The organism is Rhodococcoides kyotonense, from assembly GCF_900188125.1.
In the GTDB taxonomy this organism is placed as follows: domain Bacteria; phylum Actinomycetota; class Actinomycetes; order Mycobacteriales; family Mycobacteriaceae; genus Rhodococcoides; species Rhodococcoides kyotonense.
Genome location: NZ_FZOW01000005.1, coordinates 56,173 through 72,088, shown reverse-complemented (window position 1 = coordinate 72,088; position 15,916 = coordinate 56,173). Strand labels below are relative to the sequence as shown.

Annotated in this window: 15 protein-coding genes; 7 read left to right on the top strand and 8 right to left on the bottom strand. The window is 64.4% G+C overall.

The features are described 5' to 3' along the window. Positions 1-15 precede the first annotated feature (15 nt). From CHB96_RS09970 to CHB96_RS29650, 6 genes are all read right to left on the bottom strand, one after another. Positions 16-717: a nitroreductase family protein gene (locus CHB96_RS09970; RefSeq protein ID WP_089245630.1), complete on the bottom strand. Its 702-nt coding sequence runs from the start codon at positions 715-717 to the stop codon at positions 16-18. Then, complete coding sequence (locus tag CHB96_RS09965) at positions 714-1,724, bottom strand: ABC transporter substrate-binding protein (protein WP_217899941.1); 1,011 nt, start codon at positions 1,722-1,724, stop codon at positions 714-716. Before CHB96_RS09965 ends, CHB96_RS09970 begins: the two co-directional genes overlap by 4 nt. Then, positions 1,721-2,533, bottom strand: a complete 813-nt coding sequence (locus CHB96_RS09960; protein WP_089245628.1) for an ABC transporter ATP-binding protein — start codon at positions 2,531-2,533, stop codon at positions 1,721-1,723. The genes CHB96_RS09965 and CHB96_RS09960 overlap by 4 nt, the downstream gene beginning before the upstream one ends. Next, entirely contained in the window at positions 2,530-3,558 is a 1,029-nt protein-coding gene (locus CHB96_RS09955; protein ID WP_176444237.1) for a FecCD family ABC transporter permease, read from the bottom strand. Before CHB96_RS09955 ends, CHB96_RS09960 begins: the two co-directional genes overlap by 4 nt. Further along, complete coding sequence (locus CHB96_RS09950; protein ID WP_176444236.1) at positions 3,555-5,126, bottom strand: prolyl oligopeptidase family serine peptidase; 1,572 nt, start codon at positions 5,124-5,126, stop codon at positions 3,555-3,557. Before CHB96_RS09950 ends, CHB96_RS09955 begins: the two co-directional genes overlap by 4 nt. Positions 5,127-5,251: 125 nt before the next feature. Then, on the bottom strand, positions 5,252-6,460 hold the full coding sequence (locus CHB96_RS29650; protein WP_176444235.1) for a hypothetical protein: 1,209 nt from the start codon (positions 6,458-6,460) through the stop codon (positions 5,252-5,254). Between the two features lie 113 nt (positions 6,461-6,573). Between CHB96_RS29650 and amiA the strand changes: the two genes are divergently transcribed. The 7 genes from amiA to CHB96_RS09920 all read left to right on the top strand — a co-directional run bounded on the left by amiA (position 6,574) and on the right by CHB96_RS09920 (position 14,477). Next, positions 6,574-6,672: a streptamidine family RiPP gene (gene amiA, locus CHB96_RS30090; RefSeq protein ID WP_245865424.1), complete on the top strand. Its 99-nt coding sequence runs from the start codon at positions 6,574-6,576 to the stop codon at positions 6,670-6,672. Positions 6,673-6,752: 80 nt separating this feature from the next. Continuing rightward, entirely contained in the window at positions 6,753-7,535 is a 783-nt protein-coding gene (locus CHB96_RS29645; RefSeq protein WP_176444234.1) for a hypothetical protein, read from the top strand. Further along, entirely contained in the window at positions 7,532-8,437 is a 906-nt protein-coding gene (locus tag CHB96_RS29640) for a CocE/NonD family hydrolase (RefSeq protein WP_176444233.1), read from the top strand. The genes CHB96_RS29645 and CHB96_RS29640 overlap by 4 nt, the downstream gene beginning before the upstream one ends. Further along, on the top strand, positions 8,434-9,804 hold the full coding sequence (locus tag CHB96_RS09935) for a YcaO-like family protein (RefSeq protein ID WP_089245620.1): 1,371 nt from the start codon (positions 8,434-8,436) through the stop codon (positions 9,802-9,804). Before CHB96_RS29640 ends, CHB96_RS09935 begins: the two co-directional genes overlap by 4 nt. A gap of 7 nt (positions 9,805-9,811) precedes the next feature. Beyond that, positions 9,812-11,434, top strand: a complete 1,623-nt coding sequence (locus tag CHB96_RS09930; RefSeq protein WP_089245617.1) for an ATP-binding cassette domain-containing protein — start codon at positions 9,812-9,814, stop codon at positions 11,432-11,434. 50 nt (positions 11,435-11,484) lie between these two features. Further along, positions 11,485-13,020, top strand: coding sequence for an ATP-binding cassette domain-containing protein (locus tag CHB96_RS09925; RefSeq protein ID WP_176444232.1), 1,536 nt, complete (start codon positions 11,485-11,487; stop codon positions 13,018-13,020). An 887-nt stretch (positions 13,021-13,907) separates the two neighbouring features. Next, positions 13,908-14,477: a GNAT family N-acetyltransferase gene (locus tag CHB96_RS09920; RefSeq protein WP_089245613.1), complete on the top strand. Its 570-nt coding sequence runs from the start codon at positions 13,908-13,910 to the stop codon at positions 14,475-14,477. Between the two features lie 256 nt (positions 14,478-14,733). Here CHB96_RS09920 and CHB96_RS09915 read toward each other — a convergent pair whose 3' ends face one another. Then, complete coding sequence (locus CHB96_RS09915; protein ID WP_089245611.1) at positions 14,734-14,934, bottom strand: hypothetical protein; 201 nt, start codon at positions 14,932-14,934, stop codon at positions 14,734-14,736. A 92-nt stretch (positions 14,935-15,026) separates the two neighbouring features. Next, the gene (locus tag CHB96_RS09910; RefSeq protein ID WP_089245609.1) at positions 15,027-15,896 is read right to left on the bottom strand and encodes an alpha/beta fold hydrolase; all 870 of its coding nucleotides are present in this window, start codon (positions 15,894-15,896) and stop codon (positions 15,027-15,029) included. Positions 15,897-15,916: the final 20 nt, after the last annotated feature.

Here is a 15,916-nt window from a genome sequence, read left to right as displayed (position 1 = left end):
CTCCCGGCTGATCCGTTATCGACTCCGACCGGGAGCCGGTGGGCGCTTGCCCACCGGCATGACCAACCCGACGAACTGTTCGGCGTCGAGGTGCAGCAGCCGGTGCCACGCGTCGTCGTCGAAACCGCTGACGATGCACGACGCGAGTCCCAGCGCCTCGGCCACCAGACTGCAGTGCGCTGCGAGAACACCGGCGTCGATGTGCAGCGTTCGGTAGTGCCTCGCACCGTATGTCGATACCCCGACTCGCGGATCTGCCGATATCGCCAGAAAGGTCTCGACACGGATGCCGAACTCCGGCTGGGTGAACAGCGGTGAGAGCATCTCCCGGTCGTAGTGCGCGACCTCGTCGAGGGTGTCGCCGAAACGGTTGTAGCGCTGGATCTTTCCTGCCGACAACACGAATACGTCGAGCGCGTCGTGCCCGCCCGCGGATGGGGCCAGAAGACGAGAGACCCCATTCCGAGGAGCAGAACCACAGCCCCAGCGCAACAACCCCGCAAGATCGTCGTCCGCGGGCGCACCTGCGTAGCAATAGTGCGACCGACGATCGACGAGGACCTTCGCCAGATCGGAGTTGGGCGCGCACCCCAGCCTTCCGAGTTCGGTAGGCGTCGGCCCGCGGTGCGCTTCGTGTCTCGATCCGGACGGGTGCTCACCGAGATACCGGCGGATCGAGTCGATCGCGGCGAGTGCCGCATCCGGGTCAGCAGTCATCGATGGAGCTGACGTGCCACCGTCTCGACCGCGGTGATGTTTCCGAAGGCGCCCGGCGACAGGTCCGGCGCAGGCACCGCAATCAGGTTTCCTTCTCGCACGGCCGGTGTTTGTCCGAGTCGCTCCTGCAGAATTGCTCGCACCTCTTTCTCGTTCTCTTCGCTGGTCACGGCAAAGACGATCGCCTCCGGCTGACGCGCCACGATGTCTTCCGAAGAGACAGTCGCCCAGGGAGATTGCGCGAAGATCGGCTCCTCGCCGTTGTACACGCTCTCTCCGCCGGCCTGGCGAACGACGTCGGCTTCGACGCCGCCCGCGATGGCCGAAATGGAGGTTGCCTCGACGTAGAGCTGTGCGACTGTCGGCGTGGGCTTGCCCTCTACGTCTCGGGCAACCGCGTCCAAGCGAGCTCGGGCATCGTCCGCGACCGCGCGTGCAGCGTCCGGAACATCGAATATCGTTCCGAGAGTGTCGATATCGGTGAAGATGTCGTCGACCGAGCCCTCGGCACGCCGATCGGAGCAACCACCCGCGGCGATGTACGCCGTCGCACCCGCAGCCGTCACCTGGTCGATACTGGCGAATCCACTCTCGGCCGAGAACTCGAACGACGACGGGGCGAAGACGAAATCCGGATTAGCGGCGAGAAGCACTTCCCTACTCGGCGGCGAATCCGCAGCGAGCACCGGAACGCCGGCTGCCTCGCCGCGGATGTCCTCCGGTAGCTCGTGGCTGGCGGTCTGCGCTTGTCCTACCAGCCGATCCGTCAGACCGAGTCGGATGATCGCCTCGGTCTGCGACGGGCTCATCGCAACCACGCGTTGTGGTGATCCTGCTACGGCGATCTGTCGCCCGCAGTCGCTGACCTCCACCGGGAACCCGACCTGCGCCTCGGTCTGCCCGGCTGCCACCTCCTGTCCGCACGCCGTCAGTGTGGCCGCGGCGAGCCCACCGACCAGGGCCGCCGTGGCGACGAGTCGTCGTCGAGAAGCATTTATCGTTGTCATGTAGTGCCTTTCGTTCGGGCGAGACGGGATCGCCCGGCCGCGCCGTGGATATGCAGAAACGCCGAATCGGTTGCGGCGTCGACATGTACGTAGGCGTCGATGTCGAACACCTCTCGAAGCACTCGAGTCTCGAGCACCTCGGTCGGCGGGCCGACGTGGGCAACACCGCCGCCCGCGAGAACGACCACCGAATCGCAGTAGCGAAGCGCTAGTTCGAGGTCGTGGATGGCCAGCAGGGTAGTTTTTCCCAAAGCGCGCACCAGGTCCAACAATTCGTAGCGATGAGAGGCGTCGAGGTGATTCGTCGGCTCGTCCAACACCAGAACCGGGGTCTGTTGTGCGAGCGCACGCGCCAGCCGAACTCTCTGCTTCTCACCGCCGGACAGCGAGCTCATTCGTCGATCCGCGAACTCCGAAACACCTACTCGCAGCATCGCTTCTGCAACGATCCGACGATCCTCTGCAGTGTCGCCACCGAAGCCGCGGTGATGTGGGGTGCGACCGAGCGCCACGGTCTCGCGCACCGTAATGGGTCCTTCCTCGGCCATTTCCTGGCCCATCACCGCCACCACCTGCGCCCAGTGGCGTGGCCGCGTTGCGGATGCCGCCCGGTCGTTCACCCACGCCTCACCCTCGACAGGCGTCGCTGCCCGGTACAACGCGCGCAGCAGAGTCGATTTGCCGGACCCGTTACGTCCGAGCACGCCCACGATGGTTCCGGACTCGGCGGTGAACTGCGCCGCGCTGATGATTCGCCTCGCTGCGATGTCCATGCTGACACCGTCGAAATGCACCTGAGCAGCGTTCATTCCGCGACCCTCGATCGACGCATCAGCCAGAGGAAGAACGGCGCCCCGGTCACCGAGGTGATGATGCCGATCGGCACCTCTGCGGGAGCGGCGACCGTGCGGGCCAGCAGATCCGCGACGACGAGGAACAGAGCGCCGAGGACCACGGCGAACGGCAGCAACCGACGGTGATCGACACCGACGATCATGCGAGATATGTGAGGCACGATCAGCCCGACGAAACCGATGCTGCCTGCCACGGCTACGACAGCCGCCGTCAGGAGCGCCGCAGACACGAGAAGTACTGCACGCAAACGATTCACGTCGACTCCGAGAGACACTGCCAGGTCGTCGCCTGCGGCCAATGCATTCAGATCGCGGCCGTACCGCAGTCCGAGTGCGAACACGGCGACGAACGCGATCATCGGTACGACAAGTGAGTGCATGGTCGCCGCCGACACCGAACCGAGCAGGAAGAACATGATGGTGAACACGTTCTGGGCCTCGGTCGTGAGGGTGAGATAGCTGGTGATCGCGCTGAACAGCGCACCGAGAGCGGCTCCGCCGAGAATCAGTCGATACGGCGAAATTCGGGCCCCGTCTCGCGCGACGGCAACGACCGCGACCGTCGCCACGAGAGCTCCGGCGAAGGCGGCAATACTCAACGACACCGTCGACAGCAAACCGAACACCACTACGGTCACCGCGCCCGTACCTGCCCCGGCAGACACCCCCAGGATGTAGGGCTCCGCGAGAGGATTGCGCACGACGGCCTGCATGAGCGCTCCCGCCAGCGCGAGCGACGCACCGCTGACGGCGGCAAGCAGAGTCCGAGGAAGTCGAAACTTCCACACAGCCTGGTCCTCGAGTGGTGTGAGAGAGCCGTCCGTCATCCACGTCATTCCGGGAACCAGATGTCCGATCACGATCCGACCCGCGTCGGCGGCGCTGACCTCGATCGCGCCGGTCACCGCGGATAGAACGAAAGCTGCGAGCAAAAGGACTGCCGCAGCGGCAGTCGACGCTGTCGCTTTGTTCCCCGTCACGCGCGGACCTCCAGCGCAGTGACGTCGGCAGCGAAGTTCAACACCGCTTCTGCCAGCAGATGAGTGTGCTCCGGAGAGTTGGCACCGTGTCCGAATCCGGCGAGATCGATCATGCGGCTGTTCGCTCCTACGGTCTGCAGACGCTCGTGAAAGCGGGTGGTCGATTCCGGTGCTACTCGGGTGTCCTCGGACCCACGGATGAGTAGAATCGACGGCAACGGCGCCTCGACGCGTGCAGCGAGCAGATACGGGTCGTATTCGGACATGTCACCGTCGGCTCCGAATTCGTCCATCCATCCGAGGCCGAGTGGATTCTCCCGTAGCGCCGACAGGTCGAGGGGCGCCGCCGTGGCCACCACACCCGCGACTGCATCAGGGGCCCGCAGGGCTGCGGCTGCGGCCACGGTTCCTCCCAGCGATGCTCCGGCCAGCACGATCTGTTCCGACCGCGCGATTCCGAATCGGGCGAGTGCGCGAGCAACCTCGACCACGTCGAGAACGGCCCGCTCCTTGCGGCGTCCACGCCCGGCGACCCACCAGTCGTGACCACGCTCGCTTCCGCCGCGAATTTGGGCGAACCCGTATCGCCCGCCTGATTCGATCCACGCTGCGGCCGAGGGTTCCCAGTCCGCGAGCAAGGGCACCCCGAATCCGCCGTAACACGTCAGCAGTATCGGACCGGTGCTGCCTTTGTTTCCGGCTAGCACGACGTCCACATTCTCTCCGTCGGACATCAGCAGGCAGTGGCGTTCGAGTTGCCCTGCTAGATGGTCGATTTCGTCTGTTTCGACTTCCCGGCCGACTCGAACCAGGCGCGGTGCGTCCAGCGGCGATTCGACTCGCACCTCCCAGCCGGCTTCCGCGGGAGCGATTCCGGAGATGATCCACTCGGATCCTGCGAGCGAGGCACCGATTTCCACCCGATCTCCGGTGTCGAGGCGACATGCGCGGAGCGCTGTGCGACCGCGATCGACGATCCTGAACGCGACGGCGTCCCCCGCTACCGCGAACATGCTGCTTCCTGGCTCGCTAAGACGCCACCTCTCGATCAGGTGCCCGCTCGGATTCGGTTCGTACGCAACCACGTCGTTCCCGTGGACGGCCAGGATCCCCCGCGAGTGAGGCAATATCCGGCCTGTGGGCGGAAGTACCGACACCACCGCCTCTTCACCGAACATGCTGCCGCGCAGCACGATTACGCATCTGTCGGCATGGAGAACGACGAGTGCGGAACACACGCCGATCCTCGCGGCACTTACGCGACGCGCACTTCCCGCCTCGACAACGTCCTCGGTTCGAATCCGTGCTGTGCTCAACCCATTCGAACAGTCGACGGTCACGAGCCTGCCGAGCGGGGACGAGAAGACCCGGAATGTCGAGACGTCGTCCCATACCGGCGCGTCGTAGCGGAGCGGCACGGACGTCAGCACCCGCTCTCGACCGGACCCGACGTCAAGCAATACCAACGTCGCCGCCTCGTCCGCGTGAGTAGCCAATGACGCAGCGATGAATCGACCGTCCGGCGACAGAGATGCGCGTTGGACGACGGCGTTCGGCTGCCACAGCACCGTTCCGCTCGTCGCGCACTCTATTCGCGGACGGAACGGGTTCGGCCACTGCACAACCCGAATCACACCGTCGGACAGGCTCGGTCGCGGTATAGCTTCGCACCGGCGAAGCACGGAGTCGAAGGTCACCGTGCTACCCCGTCGACCGCGCGGGCCGGTTCTTCGGGTAGCCGGGCGAGGACTCCTCCCTCGTGGAGAGGCGAATTCACCGCGACGGTGCGCACCGCGCCCGACTCGTCGACGATGTCGATCACTCCGTCCCCGCCGCGAGTCACGGCCACCTCGCTGCCGAGATGTGCGGTGGCGCGCCGCTGAGCAGGACGGTCCGTTGTCCCATCCCACGGTTGTACGCCAGGCCGAGGCCCCGCAGTCATCGGTGGCAGAGGAGACTGGGAATGCACCGATCCACGAACTCGCCACAGGGTGTCGCCGTCGGGATGGATGACCGGACACACCACTTCGCCGTTCCAGACGTCCGGCCGGAATGCCAGGCCGGCACTCACCTCGGTGACGTCCCAGTCGCCAGTAGCGATGTCCACCGCCACCAGCCAATTCCGCCACGTGTGCCATTCCGTCGCGGAGGCGTGGCCCCGGACTACCGAGCAGATGCGGCCCATCACCGGATCGACACGCAGGTAGTACGCCCTGCCGGGCACGGGCCACGGGAGCACCGCTGCGGGCGTCGGGCCGCTCTCGGTGAGCGTGAAGGTCTCCAGTCCGCGGCCGGTGGCCACGACGAGTCTGCCTGTCTGCGGATCGATCGCGTCGCCGTGCCCGTCGTCGCCGAGCCCACATTCCGGCCCGCGCACGACGGGAGCGTGAGCGCCGGCGTTCGCCACGGTATCGATGTTCAGAACCTCCACGCTTCCGGGGGCACGGTGTCGCAGTGCCACAAGAGGTTTCAGTGCGGTGCCACCCACCGCAACACCAGGCTCACCGACACGCACCCGAACAGTTCGCGTTTCCCCGGTCTCGAGGTCACACCAGCCGACGAGGTCACTGAACGGTTCCCACCCGACGCCGCACCCGGTCGTACCGACGACAAATCTGCCCGAGACATCGGTTGCCAGATGTTCGGCAGGTATCGGTATCGGATATCGAGCAACTTCACCGTGGTCGTCGCCGACGACGAGAGCACCGCGAAGGTCGTCGACGAACGCCCATCGCAGTCCACGGGGAGCTCCAGCCGGAAGGCTCAGCACGCCTGCATGTTCCGCAACGGTGCCTCGACCGCTCAGGACCAGGCTGTCGACGCCCGACACCAGAGCCGCCAGCGACACCACGTCGAAACGGTCCGCGCGGTAGTCGGCGATGAGCAGATTCCCGGAAATCACGCAGCGAATTTAGCACTATTGGTAATGATTTTCATATTTGCTACGGTGTCGGGGATGCTTCTGCATCACCGGACGCCGATCGGCGTCCGGATCAACCATCGAAAGGGATTCCAATGGAGAACCAGATCGCAGTGGAGATCACCGAAACCGAGCAGCTTGCCCACCTGTCGGCAAGCCACTCGAACGCTCTCGTCGAGAACCCGTTCGACTGAATCATCGAGGCCCCCACGCACTTCACGGTGCGTGGGGGCCCGGTCTTCTCTTCCGCCCGCAGCCGACAACGAGGATCGCCGTGCCCTCCCCCGACACAAACTCGACCGACGCCCGATTCGACGGATACACCTCGACCCGATCATGGACCGGTCTCGACGACGGTCTCGGACATCTGTTGGTCGACGGTGCCGCGTCGTGCGTGCGCACCGCGGACGGGGTGTTTCTACGAGTTCCTGCACTGGCGACCGAGTCGGTCGACGCCGTCGTAGCGCCGCTCGTCGGACAATTACGCGCGCGGCAGGACGATTCTCGCGACGACAGGTGGCCCGTTGGTCGGCGTCGAATTTCGCTGTCCGGCAGTGGTGTTACCGCGCAGTTCGTCTGCGACGCACTTTCCGCATCCGGAGCTACCATCGTCTCGGGCGACGCCGAACCCGATCTCACGCTATTGATCTTCGACGGCTCTCTGCCCGGTCGACTGAGCGACGTTCAGCGCCCCGAGAATACGTACCTTCTCGCTCATGTCGACGTGTCGATCGGCTGGGTGCATCCGGTCTGCGACCCCGCGGGCAGCCACGGCCCCACTCCGTCTCAGGTATTGCGTCGCCTGCTTGCCGCCTCCCCTGCCCATCGCGAACTCACCGAATGGGATGCCAGAGCCTCACCGCGAGGCGGTTCTATTCCCCTCTGGGCGGCAGGGGTATTCGCCAGCGAGATCATCCGCACCGCCACCGGATGGGCCTTGGGCGATCCATCCGTTTACCGAACGTTGCGCCGACTGTCGCTGAGCGACGTGGTATCCACGACTCATACCGTGCTCGCCTTCGACGAGCCTGGTCCCCTCTCGGAGCCGTCGCGGTGAGCGCCGAACCGGCGCTGCACGAGGTCCGTACGTCGGGCGCGGTCCTACGCGGCGAACTTCATCTCTGTGAGAACCCTTCGGACAGCGACGCAACCACCGTGGTGATCCGGACGCCGTACGACGCATCGGCGCACCGCCCGATCGCGCGCGCATGGAACGATCGCGGATATCACTGTCTCGTACAGGATGTTCGAGGCCGGTATCGATCCACGGGCGATTGGGATCCCTACGCACACGAGGAATCCGACGGGGCGGCCACCGTCGATGCGGTGGTCGCCGATCCGAAACTGGGAGCGGAGGTGCTCGTCTTCGGTGCGTCGTATGCAGCGCATTGCGCGCTGGAGGCTGCCCGGTCCCGACGCGGTTGCGTAACCGGAGTAATTGCGCTCGTGCCCGCCCTCGGTCTGTATGAAACGGCGTACGCGGGAGATGTTGTGCGACATCGTGATCGGATCGGCTGGTGGGAGCAACACGGTTTCGGTCGTCGTTCCGTCCTCGGGTTGACCGAGCCCGAGTTGGACGTTCGCGCGGCAAGCGCAGCCATGATCGGCCCCCTTGCGGCTGCCGAGAATTGGGATTGGGATCAGCGCCGGCTCTGCCTCTGGCGACGTCTGTGGTCCAGCGATCCCCTCGACCTGCACGAGCGCTACCTGGGCTGCACCATGCCGTTGTTGGTGGTCAGTGGACAGTTCGACTTCTTCGACAGCGAGGCGCGGAGCTTGACCGACGCATGGACTGGCGCAGCCACTTTCCGGACCGGTCCGTGGGGACACCAATTGCTCACCGGCATAACCGATCCGGAGCAGCGTGCACGAGCACGCCGACTCGGTTCGCCTGCCGAATTCATCGACAGGTGGCTGACGACACTTGCTGTTCGTTCCACCGATGGAGGTCCACGATGACTACAGCCGTTCTGAATCCGGAATCCCTCGTCGATCCGGTGTGCGGAATCATCCGCCGAGTACGAGAAGTCCTACGCCCCGAAGGAGCGCCACACTGCTACCGAGGTGTGACGGCCGAGGTGTCCGACGCACGCCGGCTGGGAGATTGGCCGGCAGATCGTGTCTCTCTCGGAACGACATTCGACGATCCGGCAGGCGCACGCATCGCTGCGATCGCCGAAGGCGTCGAAAGATACTGCGGCAACTTCCTTCCCGCAGACCTACCGGAACCCGACTACCGAACGGGATCGTTCGACGAGGTTCGTCGCGCCGGAATCCCTACGGTGGACCTGAGTATGCTGCCCACATACGCGCCCTGGCAGTACCACCGATCCGGATTCCCCTATCAGCAGGTCACGTCCGACACACCCATGCTCTGGACGAAATGCCGCGCCGACGACGGCTCGGACGCATGGCTGCCGGCATCATTGATTCACCTCAACTGGCGCACCCGTGCACTACGCTCACTCCCCCGCGTCCATCACTTGAACTACGCAGGCATCGCGACAGGAGCAGGCACCGACGACGCAGCCGACCGCGGTCTGCTCGAGATCATCGAACGCGATGCACTCGAAGTGTGGTGGCACCTCGACGGTCCCGCGCGCGGCATCGCTCCCGATTCGGTCCCAGGACTGAAGGATTCGATGGCCGGCTGCGACCTGCGGTATTGGTTGGTCGAAATGCCCAACGAATTCGCACCCGCCGTCGCTGCTCTGGTGCAGGATCCCGCGACAGGGGTGTACGCGGCCGGATTCTCCGCCCACTGCGATCCTGTTGCGGCCGCGACGAAAGCTGTTCTCGAAGCGGTCCACACCTGGACGTTCACGCTCGGCGTCCAGGATGCCGACGGCTGGGTCTTCCAGGCCGTGGAGGCAGGACTCATGGCACGCGGACTCTACCTCGATCACCGGGAAGACCGGTCCTACGCAGCCGCGTCCGGTGAACACTACGAGAAGGTCATCGACCTCGGTGCACACGTGCAGGTCTGGCTCGATCCTCGACTGCACCCGATCGCGCGACGGTTCACCGAACCGGGCGAAACCATCTCCATCGGCGACATTCCGGCGACCGACGTCTCCTCGGTACGTGCCGAATTGTCCCGGCGTGGCCACCGCATCTACACCCGCGACCTCACGACGTCCGACATCGCACAGACCACGCTGCGAGTCGTACGGACGTTCGTCTCCGGCCTCGTACCGAACGCACCCGCTGCCTTCGGGTACTACGGCATGCCTCGTTTCGGCACGGCCGCCGTCGAACGAGGGTGGCGAGATTCGACCCCCACTGCACCCAGCGACTTTCTTCTCGCGCCCGCCCCACACATGTGAGCAGACGATGATCGACACACGACTCCTGGCCGCGGCCAGAGCTGAGCCCGGCGGTGTCACCGCAACCGCGACCACCATCGCCGCGACGGCAACCTATGTCCCCCAAGCCTGGTTCCTCGCGCATGCGCTCGCCGCGATTGCCGGCCGAGACTGGAACGCCGCCGCGCTGTGGGCACTCGCGGTGGTCGCCGTCGCCGGTCTGCGCTGGGTGGTCGGGCTGGCAGCCGCAACCGCATCGTCACGACACGGACTCGCCGTCCGGCGCACACTTCGCGACCGGGCCTACGCCGCCGCACTCGCCCCACGCGGACGAACTCTGCGCACGGGTGCGGCCCGGGGCGCGATCGTCGACGGTGCAGACGGGGTCGAGGTGTACGTCTCGAAATACATTGGCGCGGTCGCCCAAGTCGCCGTTCTGTGTCCGCTGACCGTGGTGTTGCTGGCCTTCGTTTCTCCGCTTGCTGCCGCTGCCGCGGCGGGCGGGCTCGTGCTCGCGATCTTCGGGCCGATGTGGTGGCGTCGACGAGCGATTCGGCGCGCCGCCGACCATTGGGACGATTACGAAACCCTGTCCGCCGATTTCGCCGAGTACTACCGCTCGATGACGACGGTCCGCGCGCTGGGCGCGGTGGACCAGACGCGCATACACATCGAAACCCGTTCTGCCGCACTGCACCGAGCGACCGTTGCCACGATGCGAGTGTCGCTGGCGGACACCGCAATCACCGATGTGGCGATTCAGGGAGCCACCGTCGCTGCCGCAGCTGTCGCAGCGGCGCACGCGGTGTCCGGCGATCCGGCTCCGTCGGTGTACCTGGCTCTTTTGCTCGCGGGCGAATGCTTCCGACCCATCCGCGAATTGGCGCGACATTGGCACGCAGGATATCTCGGACTATCCGCCGTATCCGGGCTCGACGCGATCGGCGCGTTCGATACGGCTGGGACCGAGAATCAGGTGCAGTCGATCGAGCGGCCTCTACCGGGCGGCAGGCTCGAACTGCTGGACGTCACATTCGCCTACGACCATAACTCTGTTCTCCGCGGTGTCGAGGTGACCGTCGAGCCCGGCGGGATCGTCACTGTCACCGGGGAATCGGGAGCCGGAAAGTCGACCCTCTTCGACCTGATCTCCGGTGTGCTCAGGCCGACATCGGGGAGCATCTCATTGGGAGGCAACCCCGTCGGACCGGGTGACGTGGCGGTCGTCGGGCAGCGTCCGGTGTTCACGTCGGGCTCGATTCGAGACAATTTGCTTGCCGTTGCACCCCGTTCGGATGCCGATCTCGTGGGAGCCTGCCGCGCAGCAGGTTTCGGCTCGGTGATCGACAACTTGCCGCATGGTCTCGACGAGGAAATCGGTGAGGCCGGAACAGGCCTGTCCGGCGGGCAACGCCAACGACTTGCCGTTGCACGAGCGATCCTCAGCGACCGGCCGATCGTTCTGGTCGACGAACCGACGAGCGCACTCGACGAGCAGACCGCGGACGAGGTATTGGCAGCACTCGCGGACCTCGCTCACCAACGGATCGTTCTCGTCATCACGCACGATCCCCGCGTCGTCGAGGTGGCGGATGCACAACTCGTCGTTGCGCACGGACACGTTCTGCCCGCGCGGGTCGGTGCGCCATGATGCGCGACTTCGTGGGACTTCTCCCGTTCCTTCGACACGAACGACGAGCCATGACGTGGACGTTCGTCGTTGCTGCTGTCAGCCTGATCTCGCTGTCCGCGCTCAGCGCACTGGCCTCGTTGGCTGTCGGCATCGCAGTGGTGAATCGAACTGCTCCCCCGTCTGGAATATGGTGGGCGCTTGCTGGACTCGTCGCGCTCCGCGCCCTTCTCACCTGGCACGAGATGGATGTATCGCATTCGCTCGCCTATCGCGTCCTGCACCGGCTTCGGATGGCCCTGTTCTCGGCAGCTGCTTCTCGCCGCGACCGGGACCACTCGGCTCGGCGTACGACAATCGCCATGGCGGACACCGAGAAACTCGAATTCTTCTACGCCCATACGGTGGCGCAGCTCGCCGCGGCGGCTGTCGCTGCCATCGCCGCGGTGTCCGCAACTGCGACGATCTCGGTACCCGCAGCCGCAGCGTCGCTCGTCGGCATCGTGGCGCTTATCGGCTCTGCCCGGTGGGGCTCGCAGGCCGCAGCACACGCAGCCGACGATCGGGCAGGGCGCCTCGACACCTTGTCCATCGAAGTGGCCGACGCGTTGGTGGGTCGTCGAGAAGTGATCGTCTTCGGTTTGGCCGACAGGCTGCGCGACGACGCTCGCCGACTGACCGATCTGGCAGGCATCGCCGAACAGGGGGTGTCCTGGTTCCTCGCGCGTGCCGCCGGGAGCCGTGAGTTCATCGTCACGGCTACCGTCGCGGCCACAGTTCTTGCGGTCTCCTACGAGGGACGCATAGCGCCCGCCGTGGCTCCAGCAGCCATCGTGCTCGCACTGTCTGCGGCAACTGCAATCGACTCTGCTACAGCCACTTTCGGACAGATCGCACCACTCGCCGCGAGCGCCAGACGAATCACCGACGGTGCCGTCGTATCTCCCGAAGTGCCGAGGGCATCGTCATTGCCGGCGGGAGCGCTCGGCATCGAGTGGACCGATCTGGACGTCGACTACGGACGCGGACCTACCCTCGGCGGCCATTCCGAATCCGTGTCGCCAGGTGAACACGTCGCCATCGCGGGACGCTCGGGTACGGGCAAGTCGACATTGGTCGCAGTTTTGGCACGACTCGTCGAACCCACCTCGGGAGGAGTTCGGGTACACGGCGACGGGAAAACGGTTCGGCTACAGGATATTCACGAGTCCGACCTTCGCTCCGGAGTCGCCGTCGTCGCACAGGAACCGACATTGTTCCATGGAACCATTCGCTCGAATCTGACTCTTGGTTGCCCGAATTCGGACGACCACCTCAACGCCGTGCTGCATTCGGTCGGAGCCGACGAGTTCGTCACGCTCGACACGCCGGTGGGTGAAGACGGTGCGCGATTGTCGGGCGGGCAGATCGCACGAGTCGCTCTTGCGCGGGCTCTCGCACGTCGTCCGCGACTGCTCCTCGTGGACGAACTGACCGCCGCGCTCGACTCGGATTCCGAAGGTGCCGTTCTCGATGCGCTCGACGCCTTCGAGGGAACCGTAATCTGCGTGTCCCACCGACGATCCACACTGAAACACTTTCCTCGGGCGTTGACCCTAGGAGATTGACGCTGCTGCCGTCGGTACGCGGTGTGGCTGGATTTCGTGTCCACCATTCGAAGCTCGACGAGCGTCCACGTTCGACGTCCATCAGCAACCGCGATCATGTCTACACACTGACCCGCCCGCGCGTGATCGGTCACCGAAATTTTCCGGGGACGGGCTTACCGCGACGTTCATCTGCGACTTGGACGTTGCATGCCTACTCCTCGAATCGGCCGAGTCACTCGGCCGCAGGCGCCAAGAATCAACGCACGGAGTCGACTCGACCGTCTCGACCGGGTCCCACGGAACCCCCTGGCTGATCCCACGATTGCGAGTTCAGGGGTTCGTACGTCCACGACACAATAGCACTGCAGGTCAAGGCACTTACGAAATCAACAGTAGAACAAGTATGCAAAGCAAGAAACAACACAAAAGTGCCCCGGAACAGCGTAAATGCTGTTCAGGGGCACTTGGTGTGCGCCATCAGGGACTCGAACCCCGGACCCGCTGTCTAAACGAACACAATTTCAGTGGATACAACAGAGTCCACCACCATGCCACTGACCGGGCGATTCGGGGAATCCAGTGACCACCGCAATCCGCATGGATACAGCCGGCCTCGGTGCAAAGTGATGAGTAAACGATGACCTCTGAGCGTCCGTCCGAATGCACCTGAGAACGTACTCGTACCGACCGATCCGTGCGGTCACTCGAACCGACGATGTCAAAGTGATGACCTGACTTCCCGAATCGATGATCGAACCCCCATCGACACCCGACAAACCATGAAATGAATCGCCGACGGCCTACGCCTCTGAACCATGATCGGACGGGAAATAGACGCAGGGTTCGTAACATCTCAAACCCCGTTAGCCACGTCACCGAAGCGTTGATCGCGATAGGTTGTCTACGTGGATTATCAGGTGCGGGCAGCCACAGTGTTTGCCGACCTGCGGACGATGCTCGGGCCGAAGAACCCGTCGTCCTCGGTGTGCTGGTGCCTCAGCCACCGACTCGATTCGAAGACGAACAACTCTCTCGCAGGCCCACAACGCGGCGCCTACGTCGAGGAATTGACCCGTCGCGACGTTGCGCCGGGAGTGCTCGCTTACCGCGGCGAAGAAGTCGTCGGGTGGGCCGCCGTTGCGCCGCGATCGGAACTGCCGTTCGCGCGGTCACGGAAGATTCCGCACGTCGACGACTCGCCGGTCTGGTCGATATGGTGCATTCGCGTTCGCCCGGGACACCGCAAGCAAGGAATCGCCCATGTTCTGATCGACGGCGCCGTCGAATTCGCGGCAGACAGCGGTGCGCCGGCAGTGGAGGGCTACCCCGTCGACAACAAGGACGAGAAGGTCGATCTCACGATGGCCTACGTCGGAACCCGCGACCTGTTCGAGGCCGCTGGCTTCGTGTTCGCCACAGACACGACCGCGGTGTCAGGCGGGTTTCCGCGCGTCGTCATGCGTAAACAACTGTAGGGCCGCCCCCCCACAAAATTGGACACCCGAGCCGCTGTACCCACATGGGACGAAGACATCTCGTTGCCACGGTGGCAGATTAACCCCCTTCGACAGCTGCTCGACACCGACGACGATCGGGCTCCTGTACCCCTTCGACACCGGGCCCGCACCGGGGGCGACGCTGTGGGCCCGCGCCGTCGAGACGGTAGTCGGCGCAGCGATCGCAGTTGTGTTGATATAGGCCACCCATAGAGTGCGGCACAGGATTATTGAATCACGACGCTGAGCGGCGAGCAGCAAAAGACAAGGCCAAGTGGACAACCGCTGCAACGGCGATGCCGACCAAGATCGACCTGTCCCAGAACGCGTCGAAGACGAACCGACTGATAGCCGCGTAGCCGCCGACTAGGACCAGAAAGCGAATCAGTGCGATGTCGCCCCCGCTGGAATTGACCGTTGCTCGGACCTTGCTCATCGGATCAGTGACTCCTTGCTGGGTGCAGCGAGCATCGCACGAGCGCCGAACGTGGATACTGTTCGGCGCTTGTGCGGGAAACTGCTGGTAGGTCAGTGGGCGTCAGCGAGTTGGCGGCCGAGATAGAGCCCGATCACTTCGTTGAATTCATCGGCACGCTCCACCTGCGACCAGTGTCCGCACTGGCTGAAGATGTGCGCGTCCGCGTTGGGGATGATGTTCAACAGTTCCCAGGTACGCGAAACAGGAATGACGACGTCTTGCACGCCGTGAATGAGTAGCACCGGGATTTCGAGTGTCGCCAGGACATCGAAGTCGAGCGGCAGTTCGGTTCGATCGCGGTCACGTGCGGCGACAACCTCGGCCAATCGGTCCGTTGCGGTGTCGTTCAGCGCCGACTGGTAACGCAAGGACACCAAGGTGTCGGTGACGAGGGACTTGTCCACGACGAACTGTTCGAGTGTTCGCCGCACACCTTCCTCGGACAACGTGGGATTCGAGTGCCCCTTCAATGCGCTGGTCAGCTTCGCGCCACCGGTACCCATGGATACGACACCGAGCAGCCTCTCCGGGAAATCGATGGCGAACTGGAACGCCAGCCATCCGCCCAGTGAGTTACCGACGATCCAGGTCTTCTCGATACCTAATGCGTCGAGGACGCGCACGGCATGACGGACCCATTCGCGGATTCCGTATTCCGTACCGTCGGCGACGACGCTTTGGCCGTACCCGATCGAATCGATTGCGATGCAACGGCCGTACTGGCTGAGCTCCGGCAAGTTCAGCCACCAGTTGGCGGCAGCGGTCACGCCGGTACCCGAGCCGTGCAAAAACAGGATGGGCGTGCCTTCGCCGAGCTCGTGGTAGTGGGTGAGCTCCCCATCGGCGGTCGAGAGCCATTTGTCTTCGAGGCCGAAGAAACTGTCCGTGGTGTAATCCGGCGTCTGGACTGTGCTTGTCATTGATGCTCCTGTAGATGTGC

Excerpts from the sequence above, each read along its gene's own strand:
- CHB96_RS09930 (WP_089245617.1), top strand. The coding sequence starts at position 9,812 with ATGATCGACACACGACTCCTGGCCGCGGCCAGAGCTGAGCCCGGCGGT.
- CHB96_RS09925 (WP_176444232.1), top strand. The coding sequence starts at position 11,485 with ATGACGTGGACGTTCGTCGTTGCTGCTGTCAGCCTGATCTCGCTGTCC.
- CHB96_RS09960 (WP_089245628.1), bottom strand. The coding sequence starts at position 2,533 with ATGAACGCTGCTCAGGTGCATTTCGACGGTGTCAGCATGGACATCGCA.
- amiA (WP_245865424.1), top strand. The coding sequence starts at position 6,574 with ATGGAGAACCAGATCGCAGTGGAGATCACCGAAACCGAGCAGCTTGCC.
- CHB96_RS09915 (WP_089245611.1), bottom strand. The coding sequence starts at position 14,934 with ATGAGCAAGGTCCGAGCAACGGTCAATTCCAGCGGGGGCGACATCGCA.
- CHB96_RS09970 (WP_089245630.1), bottom strand. The coding sequence starts at position 717 with ATGACTGCTGACCCGGATGCGGCACTCGCCGCGATCGACTCGATCCGC.
- CHB96_RS09965 (WP_217899941.1), bottom strand. The coding sequence starts at position 1,724 with ATGACAACGATAAATGCTTCTCGACGACGACTCGTCGCCACGGCGGCC.
- CHB96_RS09935 (WP_089245620.1), top strand. The coding sequence starts at position 8,434 with ATGACTACAGCCGTTCTGAATCCGGAATCCCTCGTCGATCCGGTGTGC.
- CHB96_RS09910 (WP_089245609.1), bottom strand. The coding sequence starts at position 15,896 with ATGACAAGCACAGTCCAGACGCCGGATTACACCACGGACAGTTTCTTC.